The organism is Pseudarthrobacter sp. NPDC055928 (assembly GCF_042270935.1).
Taxonomy (GTDB): Bacteria; Actinomycetota; Actinomycetes; order Actinomycetales; family Micrococcaceae; genus Arthrobacter.
The window spans coordinates 24,945-51,116 of record NZ_JBHJZH010000010.1 but is presented as its reverse complement, the minus strand read 5'-3'; the positions used below and the strand labels follow the sequence as shown (position 1 = coordinate 51,116).

The window sequence follows — 26,172 nt, the reverse complement described above, 5'->3', positions numbered from 1 at the left end:
CGCAGTCAGCTACGCCCGGTCATCAGACCGCGGCGGACGAGCCGTGTTCGCGCCGTCTCCCAGTGCCGGCCGACGGCGGCCGCCAATGCCTCACGGCTGGCACCGCGCAGGTACCAGCGGCCCAGCAGGACTCCGTCCTCGTCGTCATCGCGCATAAGGGCGGCGCCGGCCGCCGGGATCTCTACCGCGGACACGGCGGGGCGCTTCGCGCGGTGCAGGACCTCACGAGGGTCCTCCTTGGCCGCCGGGTCGGCGTACACGCCGGACGTGCAATATGCCTGTGACAGATTCGGGGATGTTGCAGCCCGGCCGGTGCCATGGGATCAGGTACTCAAACCTTGGTCAGCTGGCTGAGTCGTGGAGTTGCGTCACTAAGCAAGCTCATGCCCTGCCTACACTCAAGTCTGCTCCCCACGTCGGTTTGGTAGCGAGAGTTGTGCGCGGTCGATTGCCGTTCGTCCACAACTTGGGCGGAGAAAACGACCGTGGGTTCCTTGGCATGTTTGCAGAATGGCTTGGAACCGCTTATTCCAGCTGCCTCGGTCGTTTCATCTTCTTGTTACTGGTGCGAGAAAGCCGGAACCAGGGAGGTCCCCGAGAGCCCACGGTCGCTTGAAGCACTCGCCTCCATGGAGTTGGGGTCGGAAAACATCAAGCGGTGACCAATGCCTGCCGGGACTTCCTCTGCTGCAGAAACTTCTTGTGTATGTTTCGTAGGTTTCACAGGCATCATGTTTACGCGAAAAACTGTCGCCGGCGCCACTAACGCGCCGTTCAGTAGATGGACCTGCAGCAAGTAGGGCACCACTCTGTTCGTTGGGTAGACGCTTTTCTATACGTATCCCTGATGCCGTCGCGAAGATCTGTACGCCTCTATTGAAGTCGTCGGCCGCGGTGGTCCAAGTTGGTGCCCACGCTCTGGACATGTCCAGAGCGGGGGCGTTCAATTGAAGCTGGGCCCTGGCGCCACCGGTGGCTCTATAAACAGCAGTCACACTTGCTGTCCGCTGCAAGGAGGGGGCGGTATGGACCAGCAAAAATCGCAAGAACAGGGGCCAGCTCAGGTTGCGGCCGAGGCATTCGTAGCGCTGCATCTACCGAGCCACCTGACGCTCGAGAGGCTCGTCGCAATTGTGGCTGCACGACGACGGCGTCGAATCGAGATCGAAGCCACGACGATCCTCAACGGCACTTCTGTCTGCGGTCTCTGGCTGTGTACGGATACCCGGGAAATCATTCTGCACGCCGTCACTGACTCAGCACTCCACAGGCAGCAGTTCATCCTTCATGAACTTGGGCATATGATCCTGCGCCACGATGAGTTGGGAATTTCCTCCGACTATGCAGCAAGCCTCTTCCCGAATCTTGACGGAGAGATGGTGTCACGAGCTTTGGCACGGAGCAGCTTCGTCGACGACCTGGAGGCCGCAGCTGAGACTCTCGCAGATCTTCTGGCCGCCGCTATCCGCGACAGCACCCTGGAGCCTAAATCCTTTGAGCAGGTCTTCGGGTGATCCAGGCAGTCACGGCTGCGGTCATCTGGGGCCTCGTTCTGTGCTTGCTGCCCGGCGCGCGCACGAGGAAAGACCACAGCATCCTCGTTGCCGCCGTTGCGATTGCAGCCGCGCTCACCTTGAATGTCGATCCAATATATGTCGCCGGTGATCGAGCCCTCGGCGGCCGTAACATCCTGGATCTTCTCGCGAACATCTTGATGGTCGTGGGAATCTACTTCCTTTCCCAGGCGATCCTCCGGGCCGCAGAGCTCACCGACGCACCTGTGCACAGAGACCGTCGCGGCATCCTAATTTTGGGTCTAGTCTCCGTGGGGCTGGTCCTTGCATTCCTCCGCATCGAAGCACCAGTATCCTCAACGAAATTCATGTTGGATTACGGGGACCAGCCGGCTGCCGCACTCTATTCCGCCATCCAGTTTGTCTATGTCGGGGTGGTAGTAGGCGTCACCGGATACGTGTGCTTTCGATTCCGACGGCGGATGGCCGCTTCCTACTTTCGGGTCGCCTTCAACCTCATCGGCATTGGCTGCTTCCTGGCTGTCGTCGTAGTGTTCTCAGTGTTGGGAATGGACCTAGCCCATCTTCTCGGAGACCTCTCTACCATGCAGCAGTTGGCGGCGATCTACGACGCCAGTTTTGTCGGGGCGATGTTGTTCCTGTGTGCTGGACTGGCCCTGCCACCAGTAGCGCGCCAGATCGTTCAACGAACGCAACAGAGGACTCAAGCTGGCTTACTCGAAGACCTCACGTCCACTTGGGAAAAAGCGACAGCTACCCGCAAGGATGGACGCCTGGCGACGCCCGCTGGAGTCATCGAGCGGGGAGACCCAGAGACGCGGAGGCTTCATCGGATGCTCGTTGAGATCGAGGATGCACTCCTGATGGATCCCGCTGCTGCTAAGTTGCTGGATGAAGCTGATTTCCAAACATTGACTCGAACAGAGAATTATCTAGCTTCCCATAGGGACACGCAGGGTGGTCGAGTTGGCATGGCGCGATGGGGGAGGGGGAAGAGCCCAAGTGGCAAATGATGCCGTAGAACCCTCGGAGTCGCCGCAGGCCAGGCTCGCTCGCAAGATCAATCTCTTGCTGGATTTGTACGAGTCCCGAGGAACAGGGCCCTTGTCCTACAGGGAAGTCAGCGAGGCAATGTCTCAACACGGCACGCCGTTGTCGCGGTCAAGGTGGGCATATATGCGAAGCGGTGATAGCTCCCTGGCTATGGACCAGGATCTGCTGCAAAACCTCGCGGCATTCTTCGGCGTGGATCGCCGATACCTTCTGGATGACTCCGCGGAGATCCCCGAACTAGTGGAAGCTCAGCTCAACCTCCTTAAGTCGATGCGGGAGGCTCGCGTGAAAAATTTCGCAGCTAGGCAATTGCAGGAGTTGTCTCCTGAGACGCTGGCGCGGCTCAGGGAGGTCATTGACGAGCATGTCAGGAGCGAAGATGAAGGCTCCTAAATTGCTGGGCTCACTAGCCCTTGCCGCTGCATGTGCATCTTCAATAACGTTCCTTGGCGCTGCCTACTTTGCGCGCAGGGTGGTGGTGCCGAGCACTTCACGTCGGGAGGATCTTCCCATCAGGCAAGTCTTCTCCGGCGAAGATGGATCCCTGAGGATTGAACTGCCAGCGACCCGATTAACGAGAGCGCCAGGCCGATACAGCTTGTGGTTCGGCAAGGGGAAGGGCCACGCCTGCATAGGGGCTGTAATAGCCGAGGACGCCAGCGGGGGAACGGTGACTCGGCTCGTGGAGCGAGTCGACTCCGGCGACCTACACGCTGCTACGGCCGGCATCTGGAGCGGGTACGCGTACTCCAAACCAGAGCAACTGGGCCTGCCTTTTGAGGACGTGGATATCCAAGTCGACGACGGCGTGGCACCTGCATGGAAATTCGCGCCCACGGCCGGCGGTCCGGCGTCTTCGACCTGGGCCGTTCACGCACACGGAATGGGAGGGAAACGCGCTGGCGTCCTTCGCGGTGTTCCTGTTGCCAGCAGGCTCGGCTGCACATCGCTGGTCGTGTCATTCCGGAACGACGGCGAAGCGCCGCCGTCGAACGATTCCCGGTACTCATTGGGCCAGAATGAGTGGTTGGATGTCGAAGCAGCCATTAGTTACGCCGTGGACCACGGCGCCGAGCGGATCGTATTGTTTGGATGGTCCCTGGGCGGATCGATGGCTCTGCGTGCAGCAAATCTCTCAGCCCACTCTGATCGGGTGATCGGCCTGGTGCTCGTGGCTCCCGTCCTGGATTGGGCCGAGACTCTGACCTCTAACGGGAGTGCCAGTGGATTGCCTAAAGCTATCGCCAGGGCTGGGCTGAGAATGTTGGGCTCGGATGCAGGCCGCTGGGTCACCGGCCTCAATCAATCCATTGACCTCTCCGCGCTGGACTGGGTTACCCGCGCCGGGGACCTCAAGACGCCGACCCTCATATTGCACGGGATCAACGACAAATCAACACCGGTCGCAGCCTCTGAACGATTCGCGGAGCTACGACCCGACCTCGTTCAGTTGGTTCGCTTCGTTGTTCCGGGGCATTCACTCGAGTGGAACGCCGATGCCGAGAAGTGGGAGTCGTCCGTTACGCGGTTCCTGAAGTCGCTGCCTGCGGACTGAAACGTGGCCGCGAAATCCGCAAGCTCCCTTTCGACCATATCCGTCCGCGCTTTATACGTTCCCGAACCGAGGATGACTAGGCCTGCCTCGCATAGAAGACTGAGGTGTTTGCGGACAGTGGAAGCAGACAGGGCGAGGGCTGCAGCGACCTCATCGCAGTCCGCCGGGCCATGGGCGATCAAATAGCGAATGAGGCGGCTTCGCGTCCGGTTCATCAAGATGTTCGCCATGGAGACCACAATCAGGTGACGAGGGAATCTCTTTGCGGCCCACTGTAGACGGGTCTACAGCAAAACGATACGCTCATCCACATACGGATGGAAGGATGAAGGCTCGCATATTGCATGTGGAGTTGGCCAAGGCAATACTGGGCAGCAATTAGTGGCTCGCTGACAATAGCCACGTCTGGTCTGGGAGGTGAATCGTGTCTGGAGACGAAGAAGATCTCAAAGGCGCGGAACTGTCTCCCCAGGCCGAACTTGCACGCCGCCTAAACCTGCTGCTCGACGTCGTCGTTGCAGAGCGAGGACAACCCGTCACGTTCCGCGAAGTCCAGCAAAAGCTGGCGGAAAAGGGCATCAAGCTTTCCAGGGCCCGCTGGTTCTACATGAAAGACGGCACAGGCAGGCTGGTGAGCGACCCGGCGCTGCTAGGCGCCTTGTGCGACATCTTCAATGTGGATCCGGATTATCTGATGGGCAGCGACGCCTCAGATCTGCCCGAGCGCATTGATTCCCAGCTTGAGTTTGTGAAATCTCTCCGCGCTGCGAGGGTGAAGACTTTCGCTGCTCGGACTCTTGGTGACGTGTCGCCCGAGACACTCCGGGCGATCACAGAGTACCTGAACAAGGACATCAGTCGCCGGCCAGAAGGGGAGAGGGCCGAGGCCGGTCCGCAGCTGGACCCCGATGAGGCGCCCGAGCGCGCAGACTAAACGTCGGGCTCATCTCTCCAACCCACTGCGGCTACTTTTCCAGCAAGTACTTAAGGTGAGCGTCGAGCAGTTCCTTGATCCGGACAGGGTTCGCCGAATATCGCGGTGACCGTCCGTGTCTACGCCCAGGCTCGACGTCGACCATCACTACACCTGCCTCTTCGAGTGCGGTCAGATGCTTGGCCACGCTGGGATCGCCAGCGCTGACAGCGGCGACGATGTCCCCGCGCGTCGCCGGTCCACTAGAACTGAGGAACCGAAGAATCTCGTTTCGCGCCCGGTTGCCGAAAGTTGCGACGGCAGCCTCGACGTCGGCCGACCAGGCGGCGTCGTGAGGCTGCGTAATTCTCGGCATAAGGTCATTCTTCACGAAGGTAGCGCAAAAAGTAAGAACCGCACTCTTGACGATACTTTAATTATCTTCGACAATAATTCCTGTAGCTTCTTCTGATCGTTGTTGGATCTCCGTATCCACTAACTGGGTTGCCGTTTGTGCGACTCTGCGAACTACTCGATCTGAACAGTCAAAGCGGTGAAGCCATGGAAATTGAAGCCAAGGCGTATCAATCTACAAAGGGACCAGAGGCGGTCGCTGACGTTGATGTCTCATTGCGAAGCGCACCTCCGCCGGGAGAACCCGTCATCCAGATCGACCGGATCATGGTCGCGGTTGATGGGGTGCACCGTTACGTCACTTCTCGGCTCGCGCGGATCGGGCGATCCTGCGATGTGGACGATGTCATGCAGGACATCCGAGTTGCGGTATGGGACGGGGTTGCGCGGGGACGCTATCGCGAGCTCCCCGGCATCCCCTTTGAAGCCTGGGTCCAGGGTGTCTGCAACAAGATCTGCGCTGCCCATATCCGGCGCGAGCTTAGCCATCAAACGTTGCCCTTGCTTGTTGACTTCACGACGACGGAAAGCTCAGCGGAGCTTCTTGCTGTCGTCCATGCCGGTGCGGCAGGAAACGACGTCGAGAACTATGTTGATCAGGCCTGGGCACACGCCATGCTGGGCCTGGTCCAGCGCAGCGTCAGTGAGGAAACTTGGAGGCTTGCCGTATCCAGCCTTACGGGGCCGAGGCATCACGGACCTCCGTCTCCCAAGGATCGGCGTCGGTGGCATGCCGTAACGGTCGTTCGGCAGACGGCCAAAACGATCAACACGGCATTGAACTGCCACCCCGAACCCGGAGTAGACGTCGACGATCTCTGCCGCTGCGCTGCAAACTGCCTTCCCACAAACGTCCTCCGAAGCGTCGCGGAGACTATTGTCCGTCCAGGACTGCGAGGACTGGACAGGTCCGTTCAGATGGCTGCTCTGGCCTGTGAGCTCGGCGTCACCGAGAGGTACATCGCGGTGAATATCGGATTTGCCCGGCAGTTGTATCAGGCAGCTTGGCGCGTGCTTCAGCACGAAGTGCATCGACCGGCTCTTTAGGTCGTGGTTGTCGTTCACCGGAGTCGGCTGTGAACTGGTTCCGTAGAGTTGGAGTTGGCCGCCGGGAGTGGTTGGCAGCCGGGCTGGTTGCCCTGCTCATTGTTAGTGCAGTCTTCCTACTTTGGTTTTCCGGTGGCTCCAGAGCACCGGTCCCGCCGACCACGTTCCCAACGGCGCCTTCAATTGCGAAGCCATCAGCCACTTCCACGGCGCCAGGCAGTGCGTCCGCTGTTCCTGATGAGGCAGACGTTACGGCGGAGGTAACGCCGGATGGTTTGCCACGCACCCGGGATTACCGCGAGCTCGCTGTAGCGGCAGCCAAGGGAATCTATAGCTGGGACAGCCGTTCGTCGTCGTACTCGGATGTATATGCCAAGGTGCGGTCCTGGTGGGAGTTGCTGCCTGATGGATCCAATCCCTTATCTGTGCTGGTTCGAGAGTTTGAGGGGACGGGCGTGACAGGCGGGACGTTCGCCACCCTGGCAGACCAGTCCGCTCGCCGAAGCGGCACCGCTGAGTCCCTGCTCTGCGATTTCGAGTTGGCCAAAGTTCAGGAGTATCCGGCCCCGTGGGAGGGCCTTCACGTATGCACGGTGACGGTGCAAGTTGTGGACGAGTCTAGTAACGGCAGAAGTGCCTATGCGGCACCCGTCACTGTGATGATTAACTGTCCTCCTGCCATCACCGCTCCAGCTGGTCGCTGCGCCATGGTTGCCTTCTACGCGACCGCAGAGAGAATCGTCTACTAGTGGCTGCACTGGTGGCGGTCGCAGGCCTCATGCGGCGCCGGGCGTTGGTGAAGGCCGTATCGGCCGCCGCTTTCCTTGCTCTGCTTGTTGGCGCCATGGCATTTGCCGGAGGCGTGGCGGCGCTAAGCGGTATGGCGCGCCAACCTGCAGTTGCCTGTACGCCTGCGGGATCCGAGGTGGGCACTCCGCCTGGCGTGGCTGGTGCTGGCTTGGAAGTTCGGAATGCCGGGCGCTTGCTTTACGAGCTGACGCCTCGTCAGGAGAGCGTTGCGCGGACATACATCGCGGTCGGCAAGCAGCTTGGAATACCGCGCTCCGGGCACATCATTGCCATCATGATGGCGCTGCAGGAGTCAAGCCTGCGTATGCTCGCGAACCCCAGCGTGCCGGCTTCCCTGCATTTCCCCAATGACGGGGTTGGACGGGACCACGACTCGATCGGTTCAGCGCAACAGCGTCCGGCGGCAGGCTGGGGGACGGTTGAGCAGCTGATGGACGCCTCTTACAACGCGCGTGCCTTCTTCGGCGGGCCGTCTGGACCAAATCGCGGAAGTCCTCGAGGACTGCTGGACATTCCCGCTTGGCAGGCGATGGACAAGGGACTGGCTGCCCAAGCAGTCCAAGTCTCTGCTTTTCCTGAACTGTATGCGCGCTGGGAGCCGGCGGCCACTGCAATCGTGGCTGCGCTTGAGGGTGGCATTGCTCCTGCCTCCTGTGCAGATTCCTCGCCCGCACCGCAGCCAGGAGCATCTTCCCGTAACTTGAGCCAGCTGCGCCAGGACATCCTGAGGTTCACGCAGGAAGGTTTGGGCGGAAGATATGTGTGGGGCGGCACTGCGTTCAAAGCCTGGGACTGTTCCGGCTATGTGCAGTGGATCTATAGGCAAGCCGGAATCGAGCTGCCCAGAGTAGAACAGTGGCGGGTCGGTGCCCGAACCGAGGATCCTCAACCGGGAGATCTCGTTGTTCAAAATCCGCAGGGACGTGACAACTGGGGCCACGTCGGCATCTACGCGGGCAACGGCATGATGTGGAGTGCTCTCAACCCGGCGGTGGGCACACTGTTGCATCCTGTTAACTGGAATCCCGGCGCGGCCTATTTTGACCTGTTGGAGCGTTGACGAATTCTAGTGCCATCGATACGTCGCTCACCTGCGGCGTCCCGCCTATCGCTGAGACTTGCTATTGACCGCTTGAACCGAACACGTACCGACGGGCAACGCAAGCCAGCTCGATTTCATAGCAGAAAAACTTTCATGGCAGCCTCGGTGCAGCCCGGGCTTCCGGGAGGTTCAACCCTCGCTGGCGGCAGCGGTCGTTTTCGACTGTGCGATGCGCCGCTTAGACGGTGGAGGTTGCGGCCGACATCGGCCAGCCGGTGTCCAATAGTTGACACATCAGGCGGTTTTCTCAACCGTATTCTGCTTCGCCTCCAACGCGTCCAAAAGCCTCACCATCGAGAAGAAGTTCCAAAACATCCATTCGAGGTACTCCTCGCGCTCCTCGCTGAATTGCTTACCGACGCTATGGCGAATGTGATACCTGTTGGCGATGTTGAAGATGTCATCGACATCTCCTTTGGTTGTCTTGCTCTCCAGATATTTCCTCTGCGGCTCCAGTCGCTTGTAGAGAAGGGCCAAGGCGGCTCGCTTGTCGATATTGTTGGCGTTTCGGGCGCGGAACATGCGGATGGCATGTGCAACCTCGTCAGCACGGTTTTCGGCTCGGTTCTCGACTTCTTGGGTCAGGAGCGCGTCCTGCTCCCGGCTGAAGGAGTGGACGAGTCGCCCCCGCTCCTTGCCTACGGAGCCAAGCATTAGCGGCGCCTTGTGCTGACTGAGTAGGGTGTTTACACGCCAGCGGTAGACTGCGCCTCCCGACTCACGGTTGAAGTCTGAGTAGTCGAAACCGCAATTGTTCCAGTTGTGCCATTCAGACTTCCTCGGGCGCTGGGCCTGATCGTTGAAGTACTCGACAAGCGAGTAGACAGTCACGTCCGGTAGATGCTTTGCATCCATTGGCGAAAGAGGCCAGTCGACGGCCTGCTTTGTTGCTCGACGGATTTCCCGTGTAACGTCCATCGACTCAGTCCAGTTGTCGTCCTCGCATATTTTCGGCAGGATTTTTGGAAAGTAGCCCTTCGAAGACATCGTATTCACGAGGTCTATGAAGTCTTCCACGAAGGTGTAGCGGCTGTCCGGTTCAAGGTCGATGTGCCCGCCGGAGTGGCGCTCGGCGAAGTAGACCGGTGGCTGGTAGGGCGCCAGTCTGGCTTCATCGGTGAGGAGGGCCTGAAGCCACGGTCGCACGGGATTGACAGTCGGGGCGGGCACTCCCCATGTTGCGGCGTCCCGTTGGCTGGCCATTTTTGCCGCAAACTCCTCGGCCACGCCTTCATCTTCGAAGGTTTCCCTGAGCAGATGTTGAGTCCAGGGGAGGAGTTCAGTCTCCGAAGCGCTTTGAAGAATGCGGTGCGCTTCCCAGACGAACAGGGTGCGCGGCCACGACAGGCTGTAAACAGGATCACTCACGGAAGTAAGCCTAATCGTTGGAAGAGACATATTGCCGGACAGGGGGAAGCGCGAGGGGCTCCTGACCCGCTGCTACTCTTCCCTCATGGGGATCATGAAGAAGCTGACCGGCTGGCTGAAGGGTGCGGATCACGAAGCCGAGGCGCCGGAGAAACGGGCAGTCGAGCCTGCCGTCGTGGCGCCGGAGCCTTCACGGGAGGTCGTAATACCTGAGACGTTGCTTGTTCCAACCCCGGCGAAGGCGGCGCTGGAAGATAGCAGGCCAGCAATAGCGGAGCCGGTGGCTGAGCCAAAAACGCCAGGCGTAAAGAAGGTCATGCTCGACGAGGCGGGGCTCTCGGTGCTGGACCTCCGCGAGCTAGCGTCCAGCCGCTTCCGGATTGTCGGCTCGGCGTACTGGGTGACCGACTCGGGACGGTACAAGCACGGCGGCAACGATTACTTGTTGGTCCGCGAGCCGAAGAACAAGTGGGACGCCAACGCCGTCGCCGTGTACGGCAAAGGGCGCAAAGTGGGTCACCTGACGGAAGCGAAGGCGGCCGCCCTGGCTCCCATCCTCGATGAGCTTGGCTTCGGCGCCTACCGGGTCGGCGGCACGGCGCCAGCGCCGAACTCGATCCGTATGTGGGTCGACCTCCCGGCCCTGCCAAAGCTCAGGGCCTTTGCTAAGAAGGTAACCAAATGAGTCTTGGGGATTTGTTTACGGCACCGGACTGGGGCACTGTTCCGGACTGGCTGGCGGCTATCGGGACTGTTTCCGCCGTTGTGCTGGCGCTCAGCTTGGCGCGGCGAGATAGCAAGCGACTGGAGACAGAGCGCAAGGAAGCAGTGGCTGATCGTGAGCTATTCCGACAGCAGCAAGTCGCGGAGACTGAAGCAAGGAAGAGAAGTCTCGCCGCGAAGGTCTCGCTTGTTGCAAAAAGGACGACGTTGAGTTTGCAACCGGGCGCTGGCGTACCACGGCAACTGGTCGACTGGAGTGTTCATAACAACGGGGACGAACCGATTTCTATGGTTTCCATCGTCCAACGGTTGCGACCGGAGGCGCCTGGGGCAGATAAAGCTGCCACTGAAATGTGCCACACCTGGCCGATGATTGAGCCGGGCGGCACCCGCGAGTGGCGCACGGACGTTTACCGCGACCCGCAGGACTTTGAGTACCAGCGGGAGGTTCAGTTTACGGACGGGACCGGTCAGCGGTGGCAGCGCAAAGAGTTTGGCGCGCTGCGGACGATCGAACCGGGCGACGACGAAGCTCTCAAATTCATGATGTTTCCTGCCTGAGCGGCGTTAAATGCAAGAAAAGCCCCTCCGCTGAGCCATTGGGGGTTGGCTCGCCGGAGGGGCTTTTGTGTGCGCCGGTGGTCTCGCTCTCCGGCGCCGGGATTGTGTCTAGACGGCTGGGGGAACCGCTTTTGACGCATCAAGACGGCTGAACGGGGAAGGTCATGTGGACTTTAGCGCCGAGATACTCAATGAACAGGACACCGCCACATCACAGGGTCGTGGCAACACTTACAAACGCTGATGTGTATGGCATTTGATCTGGCCGTTCTGTCAGCGCACCTTGGGTCCGGGTTCCCCAGATTCGTCTACCATGACGGCGCATTTGAATCTCTTGATTCGAGAAAAAAGAGAAGCTTGTGGAGGTCTATCGTGAGCATGCCGCCCTCGGTATTCAGATCATCATGACCGCGATCGACTCTGACTTGCCGCCGTCATCGACTGCTGGAGTTCCACTCCTGAATCCGGACGAGGTCGTTCTTACGCTCCACGACGAGGGAACTGCCGGCAGGCTATTCAAGATACCTTCGTGGTGAGGCTTGCAAGCGGGATGCTCAGCTAACCTCGAAACCTAGGACCAACTGTTGGCGTCCTACCCTTGCGCTCGCTCTCTAAATAGGGTGCAGGCTTCCCCGTGTTCTCTAAGTGTGTCGCTCATGCCCTACCCGCGAAACCGAAACCCAGAGTGCCCATCGGCGGCGTCTTAAAAACGACGGGTTGTGAGACGTTGTGTTACTAATCCGTCCCGCTGTCGTGACCAAGGCTCTGCCAATAGTCATGCCAAGAAGTCATGTCGCTCCGTCCCGCCACTTCCATGAACCCGTGAGCTCACCTGCTCACTCCATGGAACACAACGGACGGAGCACCAATGTTTTTCGCAGCGGTGGACCCGGGGATCACCCCGAACGCGAGCTTTCCTTTCCTGGAATCGCTTAAACAGATTGGCGGCGGGATCCTCGTCGGCGCCTTCATCATCATTGCCATCGTGGCCATAATCGGCGCCGCGATGCACCTGGCCGGCAAACTTAGCCAGTCGTCACGCCTTGCCTCGGGCGGCGGCGTGATCCTCCTTTGGACCGGCCCGGTGGCAGCCATTCTCGGCGGCATCAACGGCTACATCCTCTGGTCGCAGACCGCCTTTCCTCTTGGGTTTTAGCTCATGCCTGTTGAGTGCGACCTCAATGGATGGTGGCCGCCCGGCTGCGGTTTGGTGTCACAAGCTAACGACAACGCCATAGGCACAGTCACGTCTCTCTTCGCCAACATCCTCCAGAACATGGCGTCCTGGCTTTGGGCCTTCATCACCGGCGCGTTCACAGTGTCGGACATCGACGACTCCCACTGGCTCTCCATCCGAGGGCTGACGAGCTGGTGGGTGGTCGTCATGATGACGCCTCTCGTCGTCGTGATGATCCTCCAGGTCCTCTCGGGCCTGATCAGCCAGCAGCCAAGACGGATCGGCCGCGCGATGGTCGGTGGGGCTGCCGCCATTCCACTCGTCGGGGCCGCCGTGTATCTCGTCCGGCAACTGACACGGGCGAGTGACCTAGCCTCAGCCGCGCTGCTCCAATCGATTGGTTCTGACCCATACCTCGTGTTCATGAGGCTTTTCGGATTTGAACGGGCACCAGAAGGAAGTGGTCGTGAATGGAACTTGGTCTCGCTGGCACCTGGGACGACAGGGGGCCCAGCCGGTGCCGTCGTCGTGACAGTGATGGCAGTCATTGTCGTGTGGATCCTTGCTTTCATCCTGATGTGCTCGATGATCTTCCGCTCCTTTGCCCTCGTCGTCTTGGCGGCCGTCGCGCCGGTGGCCCTGATGCTGCTGCCCTGGGACAAGACAAAGTCCTGGGCACGCCGCTGGTGCGAGGTGGTCATTGCTTTGGTGTTGGCGAAACCCTTAGCCGCAACCGTCTTGGCCGTTGCGGTGAAGCTCTTTGCAGAGTCCAAGTCCTTTGCCGGTTTGGCTGCCGGAACGGTGGGTATGGCGCTTGCCTGCGGCGCACCTCTCATGGCTCTTCGCTTGGTTAGCTTCGCGGGCGGGGAACTCGCGGCAGCGGCCCAAACGGCCGGTGGTGGCCACGTCCTGTCGCGGAGCAGCAGCATGGCGGCTCGCCAGATCAGTCGGCAGACAGGTGGTCGCCTTACACTCGCTAGCCTGGTAAGTCGCTCCGCAATGACCCGACCAATCAGCTCAAGCCGTAGCATCTTCCCGACACAAGCGTTGACACCCGCTGTCCTCTCCAGGGTGCCCTCGCCCAAGGCTAACGGAGGCCAGTTGGCCCTGAGAACCGGGCAATCGATCGGTGCCCCGAACAGCGTGAACCCACCGGGGTCGCAGCAGGACTTAGTGCGCACAGAACCTCACAGAGCAAGTGGCACTGCCCCAGGACCTATGCGGCAGGCCCCACTCGGCGATGCCGAACCGCGAGCGCATCCCAACGCAAGCCTACCGGCCCCTTCGAGGGTGCAGCCTCCGAAGCCCCATCAACCAAGAATCAACCCTCCGAACGGAGGCACCCCACATGTTTGAAGATGGGCGTGCCCTTGAGGCCGTGAAATTCCCGAGGAACGAGCGCCGCGGATTCTTCCTCGGGCTCAAGTGGTACCAGTTGGTGATCGTTGCAGGGGGAGGGGCGGTCGCCGTCGTGGCTTCTGCAAGTAGAGGGCCGGTGGGCCTTTTCTCCTCCGGCCCCGTATGGCTTGGGCTCATGCTGCTCGGGCTCCTTCAGTATTCCCGTATCCCTTATCCGGTATGGGCGAAACAGTTAGCCGTCTTCTTCTACCGGGCAGCGGCCGGACAAACGCGTTTCCTTGCGAAGCCCCAGGCTCCGCAACTTGTTGGTCGGCTCGCTCTCCCGGGCGGCCTCGGCAACCTGAAGATCCGAACAACGGCCAGCGGTGAGTGCTTCATGGTCGACCGCTACGGCAGGGAGGCAATCGCGGTGTTGCGCTGCAGCACGCGATCCTTTGCACTGCTGGATGCAGATGACAAAGCCTGGGCGGTCCAGGCCTGGTCGCGTGTGCAAGCCGGGATGGCCCAGCGGCCAGGCATGGCCAGGATTGCCGTCCAGGATTACACGGTGCCCTATCCGTCGTCGGCGCTCTGGGAGTTTTACAAGGACAACGCCATGCCGGCACAGGCTGGCGAGAAGGCTGCGTGGGGACAACGCGCGTATGAGGACTTGCTCGGTGCAGCCGGATCAACCATGAGCCATGAACTCCTCGTGGCGGTTGTCCTCGACACCAGCAAGGCTCGACGGCGGATCAGGGAGTCGGGTGGAGGACTAGTTGGCCTGGAACGCGTCCTGCGGCTGGAAGTCGAGGCGATGAAAACGTCGCTCGCTACCCACAGTGTGAAGGTAGAGGAGTGGGTTCGTGAACCCGGACTGCTAGGGATCATTCGTGGTGCATTCGATCCCGCTGCTTCGCCGGCCGCCAAAGCGCCGGTGGCGGCAGCTCCGCCGTCGGACGAGCCGACAAGTGAGGAGATGGATTCCCTCCACCGCCATGGCCCCATGGCAGTCGAGGAACACTGGACCTACCTGCGGACAGACACCGGGTTCCACCAGACCTTCTGGGTTGCTGAGTGGCCGCGCCAGAAAGTGTTTCCGGGCTTCCTGCATCCGCTGATCTATGTGGGCGAATTCCGCCACACGTTCACGGAAGTCATACGGGCAGTGCCTACCGCTGAAGCCCTCCGTGATATCCGCTCCGCTCAGGAGGCCCATGAAACTCGCCGCCGCATCAACGCCCGTTTCGATAGGCCGCTCACCCGCGAGCAAAAGGCTGAGGAAGAAGAAGTGATCCAGAGGGAGGAAGAGATCGTCGCCGGCCATGGTGACGTCCGCCCGGCTGCCTACATCACCGTCACGGCGACCTCGTTGGAGGACTTGGCACGGCATCGCCAGGAACTTGAGTCCGCTGCCGCAGGAGCATTCGTTGAGCTCCGGCTTCTCTACGGACAGCAATGGGCCGCGTTTGTCGCCGGCGGCCTGCCGCTTGGAAGGGGACTGCGTTGAAACAGGCATTGAAAAGCGTCGAGTACCTACCGTCGGGAAAGAACCGAACGGAACGGAAAGCACGACGCCGGCCCGCACCACCCGCTGCATGGTGGGCGAGTGCCGCGGTAGGGGACAAGCAGAGCGATCCCCAGGGGTTTCATCTCGCGGGTGACTGGGGGAGTAACGAACCGAACTCCATGCGGGGTCCCCATCGGTTGCGGCCTGCGCCCCACCGGGCTTCGACCATGACGTTTGCGGCCGCCTACCCATTCCTTACGGAGTCAGGTCTGGGCCACGAGGGAACCTACATCGGCACGGACGTTTTCGGGTCCGGGGCCTTCTCCTACGATCCCTGGATCCTGTACGACAAAGGGATCATCAGCGGCCCCTCCATTGTGGTGATCGGGACGGTCGGCACCGGTAAGTCAATGTGCGGCAAGTCGATGGTGACCCGGTCACTCACCCTAGGGCGAAAGGCAGCCGTCGCATCTGATCCCAAGGGCGAGTGGGTTGCAGTAGCGGAGGCTGTTGGCGGCAAAGTCATTTCCATCGGCCCCGGCCGCCCCGCAAGGGTGAATCCCCTCGACGCCGGTCCCCGTTCCACTGCCCTTACGGAGGCTCAATGGCAAGCGGTGGTGCGGCAACGGCGCCGGTATCTCCTGGGAGCCCTGGTCTCGCTCATGCGGCAGGGGACGCCCCTTCGGCCCGTGGAGCACACGGCCTTGGACATCGCCCTCATGGAAACCATGGCCGAGAACTCGAACCCGACCCTGCCCATGGTGCTGGACCACCTGCTCAAGCCGTCGAAGGAGATGACCGCCCTTGTCGGTACAGATGGAGCAACCGCCGTCAGCCATTCCCTGAGACGTACCGTGTCCGGTGATCTCGAAGGAATGTTCGATGCTCCCTCCACTGTTGCCTTCGACGCTGACGCTCCCATGATGGTGATGGATACCTCGGCGCTGATCGGAGCATCGGAGCAGGCCCTTTCGCTAGCCGCTGCTTGCGGTGCCACGTGGTTGGAAGCCGCCATCACCAACCCCGACGGCGGTAAGCGCCTTGTGGTGTACGACGAGGGGTGGCGGATGCTCGCTGATCCGTACATGTTGGCAAAGATGAGTGAACAGTGGCGGTTGGCCAGAACGTACGGGATCGCAAACCTACTCATCATGCATAAGGTCGCCGACCTCAATGAGATCGGCGACAGTACCAGTGGACACAGGCAGAAAGCCCTGGGCCTGCTGACTGAGGCTGACACCAGGGTCATCTACCGGCAGAAGCACGATGCGATGCGCCTGACCAAGGAAGCGCTCGGCCTGACCGAAGCTGAATGCGAGCATGTTGAGAACCTTCCGAAGGGTGTCGGGCTCTGGAAAGTGGGCAACCGCTCCTTCATCGTTGCCAATCGAGTGACCACTGACGAGCTTGCTGTCTTCGGGACAGACGACAGGATGCTGTGAGACGGCCAGTGAGCTCGCGCGCAGCAGGTGACAATCCATTGGTCAGCGCTGGCCTTGTCGGCGCTGCAGCCTATGTAGGTTTTTGCGTAGTGGTGCAGGCAGCAGCGCACGTGGCCGGCTCTTGGCAGTGCGGCACCTTGCCGCCGTCGCCCTTTAACCCTGCGGCCGCCGTCGGACTTGTCGCCAACAGAATGGAATGGATCCTTGTTCGCCGGACTGAATGTGTGCTCGGCACAGACAGCGTCTGGTGGGTCTTGGCCCCGGCTCTCCTTCTGGTCGCTGCGCTCGCCGTCGGCGCGGTGGTCCTTTGGCGGCGATGGAAGCAATCGGGGGGTTGGCTGCGCCAAGACATCTTGAACCGCGACGGCGTTGCCCGCCGTGCGGAGATTCTTCACGACTTTGGGGCGAGGGCTGTGCGGAAACGAGGAAAGTTCACCCGACCCGGACTTGTGAACCCTACTGTGCAGGACGTGTCGTGGACGCTGGGCCGCTCCCGCGGCGTCACCGTTCATGTCTCTACGGAGGAGTCGATGGTGATACAGGGTGCGCCACGGTCCGGCAAGGGCTTGTACGTTGTCATCAACGCCATTCTTGATGCGCCGGGGGCAGTCGTCACGACATCCACGCGTGCGGACAACCTGGTGGTGACGATGAAGGCACGGGCCTCCGGTGGGCGACCCGTGACCGTCTTTGACCCGCAGGGTATGTCGGGGATTCCGACGTCGCTTCGTTGGTCGCCTGTGCGAGGCTGCGAAGACCCGGACATTGCGACCCGGCGGGCGTTGGTCATTACCGCGGACACCGAGATGAAGGGAGAGAACGCTGCGTGGCAGAAGCGCTCGCTGATCGTCCTTCAATGTCTTCTTCACGCTGCGGCGCTGTGCCGCGAGGGAGTGGCGGCATTCCGGCGCTGGTCATCCAGTCCGGTCCTGGCGCGGGAGGCGCTCGAGGTGTTGGGCCAGGCGGGGGCGGCGCTGGGTTGGCAGGCCGACCTGATGGGGATCCTGGAGGACGATCCGCGGAATACGTCGAACTCGTGGATTGGGGTTTCGGCGGCGGTGGCACCTCTGTCATCACCGAAGGTGCTGGCGGCGCTGAATCCGCAGGATGCCTCTGAGGAGTTCGATCCGAAAGCCTTCATCCGGGAGCGGGGAACCCTGTACCTGATCGGCACTCGGGCTGGAGCCGCAGCCGCCGGGCCGTACCTGTCGGCGCTGATCGATGACATCGACAATGCAGCCCGTGAAATGGCCTTCGTATCACCAGGCGGCCGGCTTGAGCCACCGCTTTCCCTGATCCTGGACGAGATCGCCAACCTCGCCCCTTGGCCCGGGCTGCCGGTGGCGCTGTCCGACGGCGGCGGTATCGGGATCTCAACGCTCGTCGTTTTGCAGTCGTTGTCCCAAGCCCGATCAGGCTGGTCCATCGATGAGGCATCGACCATCTGGGACTCGGCGATCATCAAAGTGATCTTTGGCGGTGGATCCGACGAAAGGGACCTGCGCTCGCTTGCGGGCTTGCTGGGGGAGAGGAGCCTGACCCTCACCACGCGGTCCTGGTCTTCCGCTGGCAGGCAGGACGGGGAGCAGATACGCGAAAGTCCTGTGATTGCTCTGGACGAGATTCGGCGCCTGCCCGCTGGCACCGCGCTCATGCTTGGGCGGCGGACTCGACCGATCCTGCTCGACCTACTCGAGTGGCACAAGAGAAAGGACGCAGGGGAGCTGCGCCGCTTGAAGGCGGAGATGGAGCGCACGTTGGCCGACGGGCACAGGGAACGTCAGCAAAAGACAAAAGGGGCGTCGGATGCGCAGCCATGACCAGACCGAGGAGTTCGATGTCCCGTCTGCTGGCTCCTTCGGGGACGACGAGATCACCGCACAGTTGTTTCGATCCGCTTTTGGTGCTTCAGCGGCTTCCAAGAGCGTGACTCGCCGGTGGCGGGAAATGACTACGGAGCAGTCCCAGGAAGTCTGGGGTTCCCTCTTCTCATGGGTACGATGGCTTGTCGCGACCTATCAGCTGACGACGTCGGTCATTCCTGACTGCTGGTGGCGTCACCCCGAGATTGTGGCTGAGTTGTATGCGCTTCACCGCGCTGAGCTTGCCTCCTACACTCAAGAGGACCCGGGCTTCGGCCCGCTTGCCTTTCACGAAAGGCTGCCGCACGCCGTCGAACGCTTGCGGATGCACACCAGGACTGCCGGGTGTGTGGGGCTGCAGGCACACAAGGAGCCTGCGCCTCGAATCCTGTCTGGTGATGACCCCGACTTTGTTGAGTGGCGGAAGGCTGCTCACCAACTGGTTGCTGACTTCTGAGTCATGTCGCTCTTGCGGTCCTTAACCATGAACGGGTGTCCGCGCAGCGATGCTGCGGTCCAAGAAGCATGAAGGGTGGCTGTCGTGGCCGCTACACCTGAAGTTCCATCTAACATCTTGCCCGACCAGAGCTCTCCGGAAGCCAGCGTCGGCGCTCGCCGCATGACGCCCGAGGAGCGAATCGCCTCATTGATGGATGGCCTGCACTCGATCCTGGAGGAGGCGGTCGAGTCACCTTCACATTGGCAGGTTCTGCTCGATGCCTCAGCCAACTTGTGGCGGTACTCAGGCGGCAACGTCGCCTTGCTCATGATGCAGATGGCGCAGCGGGGTACGGACGAGCCGACGCTCGTCGCAGGGTACAAGGAATGGGAACGACACGGCCGCACAGTCCTTCGGGGCGAGCATGCCCTGTGGGTCATTGCACCTCGGACTGCCCGTGTGCAGCAGATGCTGCTGCCCGACGGTACGCGCCAGCGCATTCCTCTGGGCGCCAAACTTCCCAAGGGTGCTATCGACGAGGGGAAGAAGACCATCATCACGGGTTGGCGCGGACAGGCAGTCTTCGATGTTTCGCAGACCCAGGGGGCTCCGCTGCTTGTTCCCAGGCCGAGTGATGCCCCGACCTTCGACGCGCCGCACCTATGGGAGTCGCTGGCTCGTGTTGCCCGCACGCACGGCTTCTCGATCCAGGTCACCGATGCGCAGTTCGGCCTGACAAGCGGCTTCACTGACTTCGCACAGCGTCAGGTTCAAGTGGGGGGCTGGCTGAACGCGGAGGAGCGCGTCGCCGTCCTGGCGCACGAGCTCGGTCATGTTTTGCTGCACGGGCCGGATGACAAGGTGGGAAAGCTGTATGGGAGCAGTGTGGACCACCGCGGGCTCGCTGAAGTCGAAGCCGAGTCAGTTGCCTACACGGTGTTGAAGGCGCATGGGATAGACCGGGGTCCCCAGTCAGCAAGCTACCTATCCGGCTGGGCTGACGCAGTGATTGAGGCGGAGCATTCAGTCGCGGGCAACGACTCTTCTGCGAAGCAACCCGCCTCGCGGGTGGATATTGCGAAGTCGGTCTTAGGCCGCGTCACGGCGGCAAGCAAGGACATCCTCGAATCCACGAATCCGCCGGGTTTTGGCGGGAAGGTTCCCACTGCTGAAGTCTCGCCCCGGGTGCGGGGCCAGGAATCGTACGTTGGCCTGCAGCAGCCCGGCGGACCATCCCGAGGAGTGGAGATTTCCGGCCCGTAGGGTGACTGCGAAGTGTTGGACGGGAGAGACCCGTCTGCGAAAGAAAGGGCAGAAGATATGAGTACCAAGATTCCGGTCAACATTGCCGGAAACCTCGTGGCGGACCCTGAGCTCACCTACGGTGAGTCCGGGGTTGCGCATACCAAACTGCGCGTAGCGGTGAACCAGCGGATTCAGGGAGCAGACGGAAGCTGGCACGACGGAGACCCGGTCTTCCACAACGTCTCCGCGTTCCGGGCGCTCGCAGAGAACGCTTCGAACTCCCTCAAGAAGGGGGACCCGGTAACGGTGTCGGGTGAACTCGAGTTCCGCGCGTTCGAAAAGGATGGTGAGCGACGGGAAGCCCGTCGGATTGTTGCTGAAACCATCGGTCCTGACCTTCGGTTCGGGACGGCCGCTTACCAGCGCTCCCCGCGGGCGGCAGCCGGTCCGGACGCTGCTGTAGATGCGGGTCTGCAAGCGGCGCCTGAAGCGGCTCAACCTGCTTACAGCATCGCTACGAAAGGTCCGGTGGCCGCACCCCCTTTAGGCGGGCCGGCGCGGGCTGACATAAGCATGTAGCTGACTGCTGCTGGCAGTGTGATGGCCTGATCCTCATTTGGACCAGGCCATCACATTGTCAACGCTCCGCATGTACGCTCAGACGCTTTCGGCCGCTTTAAGACAGCCGGCGGAATTGTCCAGGCTTCACCTGCACCAGGATCGGCAGCGCGAGCTGGACCGGTGCGGCGCCGACCGGCTTGTCGAGAAGATCGTTCATCGACGTCTGTCCTCTCAGCTCCCCTGAGGGATCTCTTTCCATGCCCACGACCCTAGGCACGACCGCGAGCCATGCGTTTCTTCGACACGCACGGCGCTACCCGATGATTACCTGAGCGTCGCCCGGATGGCTGCCAACTACAGCGCACTACTGCCCTTCCACTCATCAGGCTTTACACGCCTGATGCTCGAGGAATGCGCCCAACCCATGTGGTATTTGCCGGAGGTATCCAGCCACTCGATGAGGCCGTACTTGTGGGTCCACCCGACGGCTTTGCCTTAAATTCCGCTGAAGTACACAAGCGGACGCCCATACTTCGGGAAATCTCGGATGGGTGCCGGGTCGTCTATCGGCCGGCTTGCTTCGGCGTCCATGCGCATCATCATTCGCTCGACATCTTCAGGGGAGCCGGACTTGATCATGAAGCTATTTTAGAACATATGTTCGAATGTTTGTATCGCCGGAGCGTCGTGACAGTACATGCGACTAGGTGTTTCGGCCCTCAGCGGGGGCCCAAGCTAAGCAGTCGCCGGCTCGAATGAAATACGTCTCTGGCCAGGGTGTGCTGGGCATTACTTGAGTGGGGTCGGGGGCAATGAGCAGGACGGATCCTGGCCATAGTGGTTCGGGTAATGCTTCTATCCAGGCACGTTGAACGTGGTTGAAGCGGTTCCACATGATGGTGACCCACGCGCCGGTGGGTTGCACCGCGTCGACGCTGAGGAGGGTCACCTCTGTCGTGGTCCCGCTGGCCAGCTTAGCGTTGTCAAAGGATCGCCATCTGTTTGCCGCGTTGGCCAGCCAGGTCCGCCGTCGGGCGGATCTTTTCCCCCATAACAGCGCCAGCACAAGAACAGTTGCCAGCAACAAGCTGCCAACGATGACCTTCATCACGAGAGGAAGTTCCGTGGCGGCCAAGGCTATGAATGAGAAGACAAAGACTATGAAGACAACCGCGCTGGCTATCACTAGTCCGGTTGTCGCTACCTTGGGTCTTACCGCCGGATTGACGACCATTCGCATTACCTCCTTACCAGATTAGAGCTGCCAGCCGGCACTTGTAAGGACGACTTGCTGAGAACGGGCTGAATCCACAAGCGAACCATCTAATTGATTCGTGCCACGGCGATGAGCATTGTTGATTGCTGCATTGATTCGTTCACGCTGGCACCGTTGTTCCCATTCGTAATCCGCCGGAGACGGGCCGAGGGGGAGGGGAGAGTCCGGCAGCGCCCACCTGTCGCGAAAGACGGCAACGTCGCGGACCAGCTGCCACGTTTCGCCGCTGGTGCTATCTCCGACGGCTTCGAGCAGAGCACGTTTCCACTCAGGATCGGCTGTCAGCGCTGCCATGCTCACGGTCTCCGTCCTTTGGGAGATACGTTCCCTGACCTGCTGAATCATCGCCGCTAGGTCAGGGCGCGGAATGGTGAGCTTTTCAACCAGAGGTTCCCCAACCGGCGTCGTCCTTCCTTTCATGAACCGGCGTAGGCGCACGCTGAGGACAGCGCAGCGATCATTGGCACTGCTAGTTTCCTGGCAGAACTGGCTCAGCATGCGCTCGGTACCCTGCCGGCTGACGGCTGTGGCTTTCCGCCATGCCGCGACAGCTGCGCCCCACGACGGAGATTGTTCGAATTCCTGCGAGGCGCCAGGGGCACGTTCGTCCAACTGCTGCCTAAGATCCAGTCCTGCCGCGATCTGCGCGAGATAGTCATACTCCGCATAAAGCCGCTCAAGGCTGTCCGACTTCCTACGCTCCACGTCATGAACCTCGTGGGCAGTCCGTTCGGCGCCCTCAGCCGCCAGCACCTCTCCAAGCATGCCCTGCCATGAGAGCTGCAGTGATGGATCGACAGCTAAATGGTCGGCGTCGTCACCTTCACTGACGTAGGCAAAGTTGCCGGAACGGCCACGGGTCATGCTCACATACAGCAGCTCGCGCGTGAGCCGGCCCTGAGTGACTACCGTGTGGCCGGTGTCCACGGTAATGCCCTGGGAACGGTGAGCTGTTGTTGCATAGCCCAGCTCGACGGATGACTCCAGATACGCTCCAGGGAGTAGGACAATTGCACCTGTGTCCCGCCGTCGCGCCAGCAGCGAGCTGTCGCGACGACTAACCTCTTCGACATCGAACAGCGTGCCGTTCCTCACGAAATTACCGTCACTGTCCACTAGCTTTCGGTTATTTCCACGGGCGATGACCGTGTCACCGGAACCCGCACGTAGGCCATCGCTGAGCAGCACCGTCTGATCGGGATCAACCTCACCCCGCGCCACTCGATCCGCCTGCGCCCGTTCATTGAGCATGCCGACCGTTTCATTGTCGGCGGCAATGAGGATGGACGACTTGCCTGCCCGGGTATCTGCCTGCCACGCGAGGTACGCCTTGTCAGCCATATCCAGGTAGCTACCGTGCCGGATCCGCCCATGGTGGGCATAGTCGGCGATGGCTGAGTAGTCACCCTTCCGAAGCTTCAGCGATGCTGTGCGCTCCCACTCCTCATGGAATCTCCAGATCGTGCTCAGCCGTGTTGCCTTACCCTTCCGGTCCAGCCAGCCAAGTACGCCGCCGGCGTCGATGGCGTCCAGCTGTCCCGGGTCCCCCACCAGCAGAATCTTGGCGCCGGCGTCCTGCGCCTGCTGTACGAGAGCCGCCAGCTGGAAAGTCGAGACCATTGATGCTTCATCGATGATGATGAGCTGATCCGCATGGAAGCACCAGCGTTGCTGGACGGCAGTGAGCCGCGCAGCCTCCTGTGCTAACTTGATGCTCCAGCGCTCGCCGACAGGAGCCGTGTTCAGTTGCGACTGCACATTGAAGAAGCGCCCGGCCCTTGAATTAGCCCCCTGGCCGGCCGACTCGTGCAGCCACTTGGTGACGTTCTCCGTTGCCATAGCGAGTTCGCGACCCAGCACTTCCGCGCTGGCAGCTGCAGGGGCGAGCCCAACAACGCTGCCGGCGCCGTACTCGGCTTCCCATACTGCCTTCACTGCACTCAACGTTGTCGTCTTTCCCGTGCCCGCTGGCCCTACGATGGCGTCGAGCCTGTGGCCGCTCAGGACTACGTCGGCAACGGCGGCACGCTGATCGGAGTGAAGTATGCGGTTCTCGCACTGTTGGAGTTGGTCAAGGAGATCCAGGATGACGTCTGCGCGGACTGCCGGGCCGCCGTCGTCGTCCCTTGCTTCCATGACCGCGCCCTCGCAGGCGAGCGTGGACGTATCGGTGTAGAGGCGTGACCCGTGAAAGTCGAAGACGCTTCGTGGCCCATGCTGGACGTCTGCCTCGGCGCGGGCCGGGACGGTGTACCGGTAATCATTCAGAGGCACGGATTGCTGCTCGGCTGCAGTGGCGATGGCGTCCATGAGCGTGCTCCTGTCCGCCGCCGTGCGGCAACGCACCTGGGCAGAGACGCGTTCGGCTTCCGCAAGGAGATTCCAGCGATTCCAGGTTGAGCGCTTTTGAGCGACCCGCTCACGGGTCGCGGTGGCGACGGCCGTGATCCAGTCAGGGGTCAAATCAGTGAAGGCAAATGGGGCAATTCTGGAGCGGTTGATCGTTGCCGCGATGACGTCGTCCGGTGTGAATCCCTTGGCGGAGGCGCGTGCCTTCCATTCTCTGGATAGCTCGTGCAGGGGAGTGGGGAGCTCGGACTTGGGAACGCGTGTGGCCAGGGTCGCTTGCTGCCGCAGCTTGATGACCGTCGTGGTGGTTGGCGGATGGCCGTGTTCCTCTGTCCACTCCGCGACGAGGCGGTCTGTTTCCACGTTGATCAGCCGGGACCGGTTGGAAAACTCGCGGATGAGGTCCTCATCGATCCCGGTGAGTTGCTGGCTGGGATTGCCCGTGTTGATGACGGGGATGCGGATGTCCGTGTCGCTGCCAAGGTGGCAGTGGAGAGCGTCGAATAGGAGACCGTTGTAGTGTTCGCTGGCAGCGACGGCAGCCTTGTACAGGGTGCGCGAGTCGAGGGTCACCCAGGCGCCGTCGGTGATGCGCTGAATGCGGTTGGCGATGACCAGGTGGGTGTGAAGTTGAGGGTCGCCGGTGCGGGATTCCCAATGGTCGAACGCAGCGGCGATGGCTCCCTGTGTGCCGACGTGGGCGATGCCGTTTCGTCCGGCGCGGGTGTGGATGACCTGCTCTTCCAACCAGGCAAGGGTTGCTTCCACTGCCTGGTGATGGGTGCGCAGGATTTGCTCTTGCATGCTGCGAGGGCTGAGTGCCCAGAGGACTGACACTGACTTCGGCACGCTGAAGGTCAGGTCGAAGCCAACGACGGCGTGCCTCACCCCTGGCGGGCCGGTTTTGTTTGCGACGGCGGTGGGTTGGCTGTGCGGGCGGCCCAGCGGCGCGTTGGTTTCCGGATGCACGGCTAAGTCGAAGACTGCCTTCGCGTCTGTTTCGGTGACGATGTCGCCGGCACCTCTGTTGATGCCTGGCAGTCCGCTGCCGATCCACCGGCCTTCGGGCGTCCCGGCTTTCATGTAGTAGGTGGTGGCGTCCGGGGGAGTGGCGGTGAGGTCATCCATCATCGTGGTCTTGAACAGATAGCGCAGACCTGACTGTGCCGAAAGGCGTGCGATGGACATCGTCATGGCCGCCCCGCTCTTGCCTGGCGCTTGGATGGATGCCATCCGCGGCGGTTAAGGATGTCCAGCGTTGCGGGGTCCAGGGCGACACCTTTTGCGTTCGCAAGCGAGACCAGCCATGCTGCGAGATGCGCGAGGTCCTGCACGTTGGTTCTCTGGGCGCGCTTCAGCCGGGCTACTTCGAGCTGGAGGACATTGTTGCTTTGACGCTGCTCGGAGTTCTCGGCCTCAAGCCGATCAATCTCACAGGACTGGGAGCGGAGCTTGGACTGGAGAATCTCGACACGGCGCTGATAGATCCTTGTCTTAGTTGCCAGCTGGCGCTGCAAAGCCTTCAACTCGTCCTGGGGAACTAGGGCGCCAGCGTCAGCCTCTACCGGCAGCGCAGGACGATGGGCAGTTCGACGCATCCGGTGCCGCTTCCTGTTGCCGCAGCGCGTGGAACAGAAGCGCTGACTTTTGCGGGAAGGCTCGAAGCTGCCCGCGCACTCTTCGCAAATCTTGACGGTCACGAACGTTCATAAGATCGAGGTCCGGTTTCGACATGACCAGACGTGGGCTGTCCTCACGCTGATGACCTTGAATGCCAGAGGTGTGAGGGGTTCATCGGTCTCGACGCTGGGCGCGTGGAGGATGAGGTGGACCGCTGAATAGTGCCACAGCCTGTGGCACTATTGCCGCAGATCTGAGGACGGGCAAGGCACTGA

Annotated in this window: 26 protein-coding genes; 18 read left to right on the top strand and 8 right to left on the bottom strand. The window is 61.2% G+C overall.

The window, feature by feature from the left end; all coding sequences use genetic code 11:
* Positions 1-5: 5 nt before the first annotated feature.
* Positions 6-260 (bottom strand): hypothetical protein, encoded by a 255-nt coding sequence (locus tag ACFC25_RS13510; protein WP_376045914.1) that lies wholly within the window; start codon positions 258-260, stop codon positions 6-8.
* Positions 261-1,025: 765 nt separating this feature from the next.
* Between ACFC25_RS13510 and ACFC25_RS13505 the strand changes: the two genes are divergently transcribed.
* The 4 genes from ACFC25_RS13505 (at position 1,026) to ACFC25_RS13490 (ending at position 4,143) form a co-directional block, all read left to right on the top strand.
* Positions 1,026-1,514: a hypothetical protein gene (locus tag ACFC25_RS13505; RefSeq protein ID WP_376045912.1), complete on the top strand. Its 489-nt coding sequence runs from the start codon at positions 1,026-1,028 to the stop codon at positions 1,512-1,514.
* Positions 1,511-2,548: a hypothetical protein gene (locus ACFC25_RS13500; protein ID WP_376045911.1), complete on the top strand. Its 1,038-nt coding sequence runs from the start codon at positions 1,511-1,513 to the stop codon at positions 2,546-2,548. The genes ACFC25_RS13505 and ACFC25_RS13500 overlap by 4 nt, the downstream gene beginning before the upstream one ends.
* Positions 2,549-2,711: 163 nt before the next feature.
* Positions 2,712-2,981 (top strand): hypothetical protein, encoded by a 270-nt coding sequence (locus ACFC25_RS13495; protein ID WP_376045908.1) that lies wholly within the window; start codon positions 2,712-2,714, stop codon positions 2,979-2,981.
* A 277-nt stretch (positions 2,982-3,258) separates the two neighbouring features.
* Positions 3,259-4,143 carry an alpha/beta hydrolase family protein gene (locus tag ACFC25_RS13490; protein ID WP_376045906.1) on the top strand — a complete coding sequence of 295 codons (885 nt, stop codon included), beginning with the start codon at positions 3,259-3,261 and terminating at the stop codon, positions 4,141-4,143.
* On the opposite strand, the gene ACFC25_RS13485 is transcribed toward ACFC25_RS13490, so the two are convergent.
* Positions 4,035-4,358 carry a helix-turn-helix domain-containing protein gene (locus tag ACFC25_RS13485; protein ID WP_376046128.1) on the bottom strand — a complete coding sequence of 108 codons (324 nt, stop codon included), beginning with the start codon at positions 4,356-4,358 and terminating at the stop codon, positions 4,035-4,037. The two genes, ACFC25_RS13490 and ACFC25_RS13485, sit on opposite strands and share 109 nt — an antisense overlap.
* 209 nt (positions 4,359-4,567) lie before the next feature.
* Between ACFC25_RS13485 and ACFC25_RS13480 the strand changes: the two genes are divergently transcribed.
* Complete coding sequence (locus ACFC25_RS13480) at positions 4,568-5,077, top strand: hypothetical protein (protein ID WP_376045903.1); 510 nt, start codon at positions 4,568-4,570, stop codon at positions 5,075-5,077.
* A gap of 31 nt (positions 5,078-5,108) precedes the next feature.
* Here the strand turns inward: ACFC25_RS13480 and ACFC25_RS13475 are convergent, their stop codons facing one another.
* Entirely contained in the window at positions 5,109-5,432 is a 324-nt protein-coding gene (locus ACFC25_RS13475; RefSeq protein ID WP_376045900.1) for an ArsR/SmtB family transcription factor, read from the bottom strand.
* Between the two features lie 185 nt (positions 5,433-5,617).
* Here ACFC25_RS13475 and ACFC25_RS13470 point away from each other — a divergent pair, with 185 nt between their 5' ends.
* Both ACFC25_RS13470 and ACFC25_RS13465 read left to right on the top strand, forming a co-directional pair.
* Entirely contained in the window at positions 5,618-6,517 is a 900-nt protein-coding gene (locus tag ACFC25_RS13470; protein WP_376045898.1) for a hypothetical protein, read from the top strand.
* Between the two features lie 748 nt (positions 6,518-7,265).
* The gene (locus ACFC25_RS13465) at positions 7,266-8,387 is read left to right on the top strand and encodes a C40 family peptidase (protein WP_376045895.1); all 1,122 of its coding nucleotides are present in this window, start codon (positions 7,266-7,268) and stop codon (positions 8,385-8,387) included.
* A gap of 276 nt (positions 8,388-8,663) precedes the next feature.
* Here the strand turns inward: ACFC25_RS13465 and ACFC25_RS13460 are convergent, their stop codons facing one another.
* Positions 8,664-9,797: a hypothetical protein gene (locus ACFC25_RS13460; RefSeq protein WP_376045892.1), complete on the bottom strand. Its 1,134-nt coding sequence runs from the start codon at positions 9,795-9,797 to the stop codon at positions 8,664-8,666.
* Positions 9,798-9,882: 85 nt separating this feature from the next.
* On the opposite strand from ACFC25_RS13460, the gene ACFC25_RS13455 reads away from it, so the two are divergent.
* From ACFC25_RS13455 to ACFC25_RS13405, 11 genes are all read left to right on the top strand, one after another.
* The gene (locus tag ACFC25_RS13455; RefSeq protein ID WP_376045889.1) at positions 9,883-10,482 is read left to right on the top strand and encodes an HIRAN domain-containing protein; all 600 of its coding nucleotides are present in this window, start codon (positions 9,883-9,885) and stop codon (positions 10,480-10,482) included.
* On the top strand, positions 10,479-11,081 hold the full coding sequence (locus ACFC25_RS13450) for a hypothetical protein (RefSeq protein WP_376045887.1): 603 nt from the start codon (positions 10,479-10,481) through the stop codon (positions 11,079-11,081). The genes ACFC25_RS13455 and ACFC25_RS13450 overlap by 4 nt, the downstream gene beginning before the upstream one ends.
* 243 nt (positions 11,082-11,324) lie before the next feature.
* Positions 11,325-11,489 (top strand): DUF2326 domain-containing protein, encoded by a 165-nt coding sequence (locus ACFC25_RS13445; protein ID WP_376045885.1) that lies wholly within the window; start codon positions 11,325-11,327, stop codon positions 11,487-11,489.
* A 460-nt stretch (positions 11,490-11,949) separates the two neighbouring features.
* Positions 11,950-12,237, top strand: coding sequence for a hypothetical protein (locus ACFC25_RS13440; RefSeq protein WP_376045882.1), 288 nt, complete (start codon positions 11,950-11,952; stop codon positions 12,235-12,237).
* Positions 12,238-12,240: 3 nt separating this feature from the next.
* Positions 12,241-13,614 (top strand): type IV secretion system protein, encoded by a 1,374-nt coding sequence (locus ACFC25_RS13435; protein ID WP_376045879.1) that lies wholly within the window; start codon positions 12,241-12,243, stop codon positions 13,612-13,614.
* Positions 13,607-15,103, top strand: coding sequence for an SCO6880 family protein (locus ACFC25_RS13430; RefSeq protein WP_376045876.1), 1,497 nt, complete (start codon positions 13,607-13,609; stop codon positions 15,101-15,103). Before ACFC25_RS13435 ends, ACFC25_RS13430 begins: the two co-directional genes overlap by 8 nt.
* A 227-nt stretch (positions 15,104-15,330) precedes the next feature.
* Entirely contained in the window at positions 15,331-16,545 is a 1,215-nt protein-coding gene (locus tag ACFC25_RS13425) for an ATP-binding protein (RefSeq protein ID WP_376045874.1), read from the top strand.
* Between the two features lie 191 nt (positions 16,546-16,736).
* Positions 16,737-18,365, top strand: a complete 1,629-nt coding sequence (locus ACFC25_RS13420) for a type IV secretory system conjugative DNA transfer family protein (protein ID WP_376046125.1) — start codon at positions 16,737-16,739, stop codon at positions 18,363-18,365.
* The gene (locus ACFC25_RS13415) at positions 18,352-18,864 is read left to right on the top strand and encodes a hypothetical protein (protein ID WP_376045871.1); all 513 of its coding nucleotides are present in this window, start codon (positions 18,352-18,354) and stop codon (positions 18,862-18,864) included. Before ACFC25_RS13420 ends, ACFC25_RS13415 begins: the two co-directional genes overlap by 14 nt.
* Positions 18,865-19,026: 162 nt before the next feature.
* The gene (locus tag ACFC25_RS13410; protein ID WP_376045868.1) at positions 19,027-20,109 is read left to right on the top strand and encodes an ArdC-like ssDNA-binding domain-containing protein; all 1,083 of its coding nucleotides are present in this window, start codon (positions 19,027-19,029) and stop codon (positions 20,107-20,109) included.
* 57 nt (positions 20,110-20,166) lie between these two features.
* Complete coding sequence (locus ACFC25_RS13405) at positions 20,167-20,670, top strand: single-stranded DNA-binding protein (RefSeq protein ID WP_376045865.1); 504 nt, start codon at positions 20,167-20,169, stop codon at positions 20,668-20,670.
* Positions 20,671-21,147: 477 nt separating this feature from the next.
* Here ACFC25_RS13405 and ACFC25_RS13400 read toward each other — a convergent pair whose 3' ends face one another.
* From ACFC25_RS13400 to ACFC25_RS13385, 4 genes are all read right to left on the bottom strand, one after another.
* Positions 21,148-21,291 carry a hypothetical protein gene (locus ACFC25_RS13400; RefSeq protein ID WP_376045863.1) on the bottom strand — a complete coding sequence of 48 codons (144 nt, stop codon included), beginning with the start codon at positions 21,289-21,291 and terminating at the stop codon, positions 21,148-21,150.
* Positions 21,292-21,355: 64 nt separating this feature from the next.
* On the bottom strand, positions 21,356-21,886 hold the full coding sequence (locus ACFC25_RS13395; protein WP_376045861.1) for a hypothetical protein: 531 nt from the start codon (positions 21,884-21,886) through the stop codon (positions 21,356-21,358).
* 21 nt (positions 21,887-21,907) lie between these two features.
* Positions 21,908-25,510: a MobF family relaxase gene (gene mobF / locus ACFC25_RS13390; protein WP_376045858.1), complete on the bottom strand. Its 3,603-nt coding sequence runs from the start codon at positions 25,508-25,510 to the stop codon at positions 21,908-21,910.
* Positions 25,468-25,875, bottom strand: coding sequence for a hypothetical protein (locus tag ACFC25_RS13385; protein WP_376045856.1), 408 nt, complete (start codon positions 25,873-25,875; stop codon positions 25,468-25,470). The genes mobF and ACFC25_RS13385 overlap by 43 nt, the downstream gene beginning before the upstream one ends.
* Positions 25,876-26,172 lie beyond the last annotated feature (297 nt).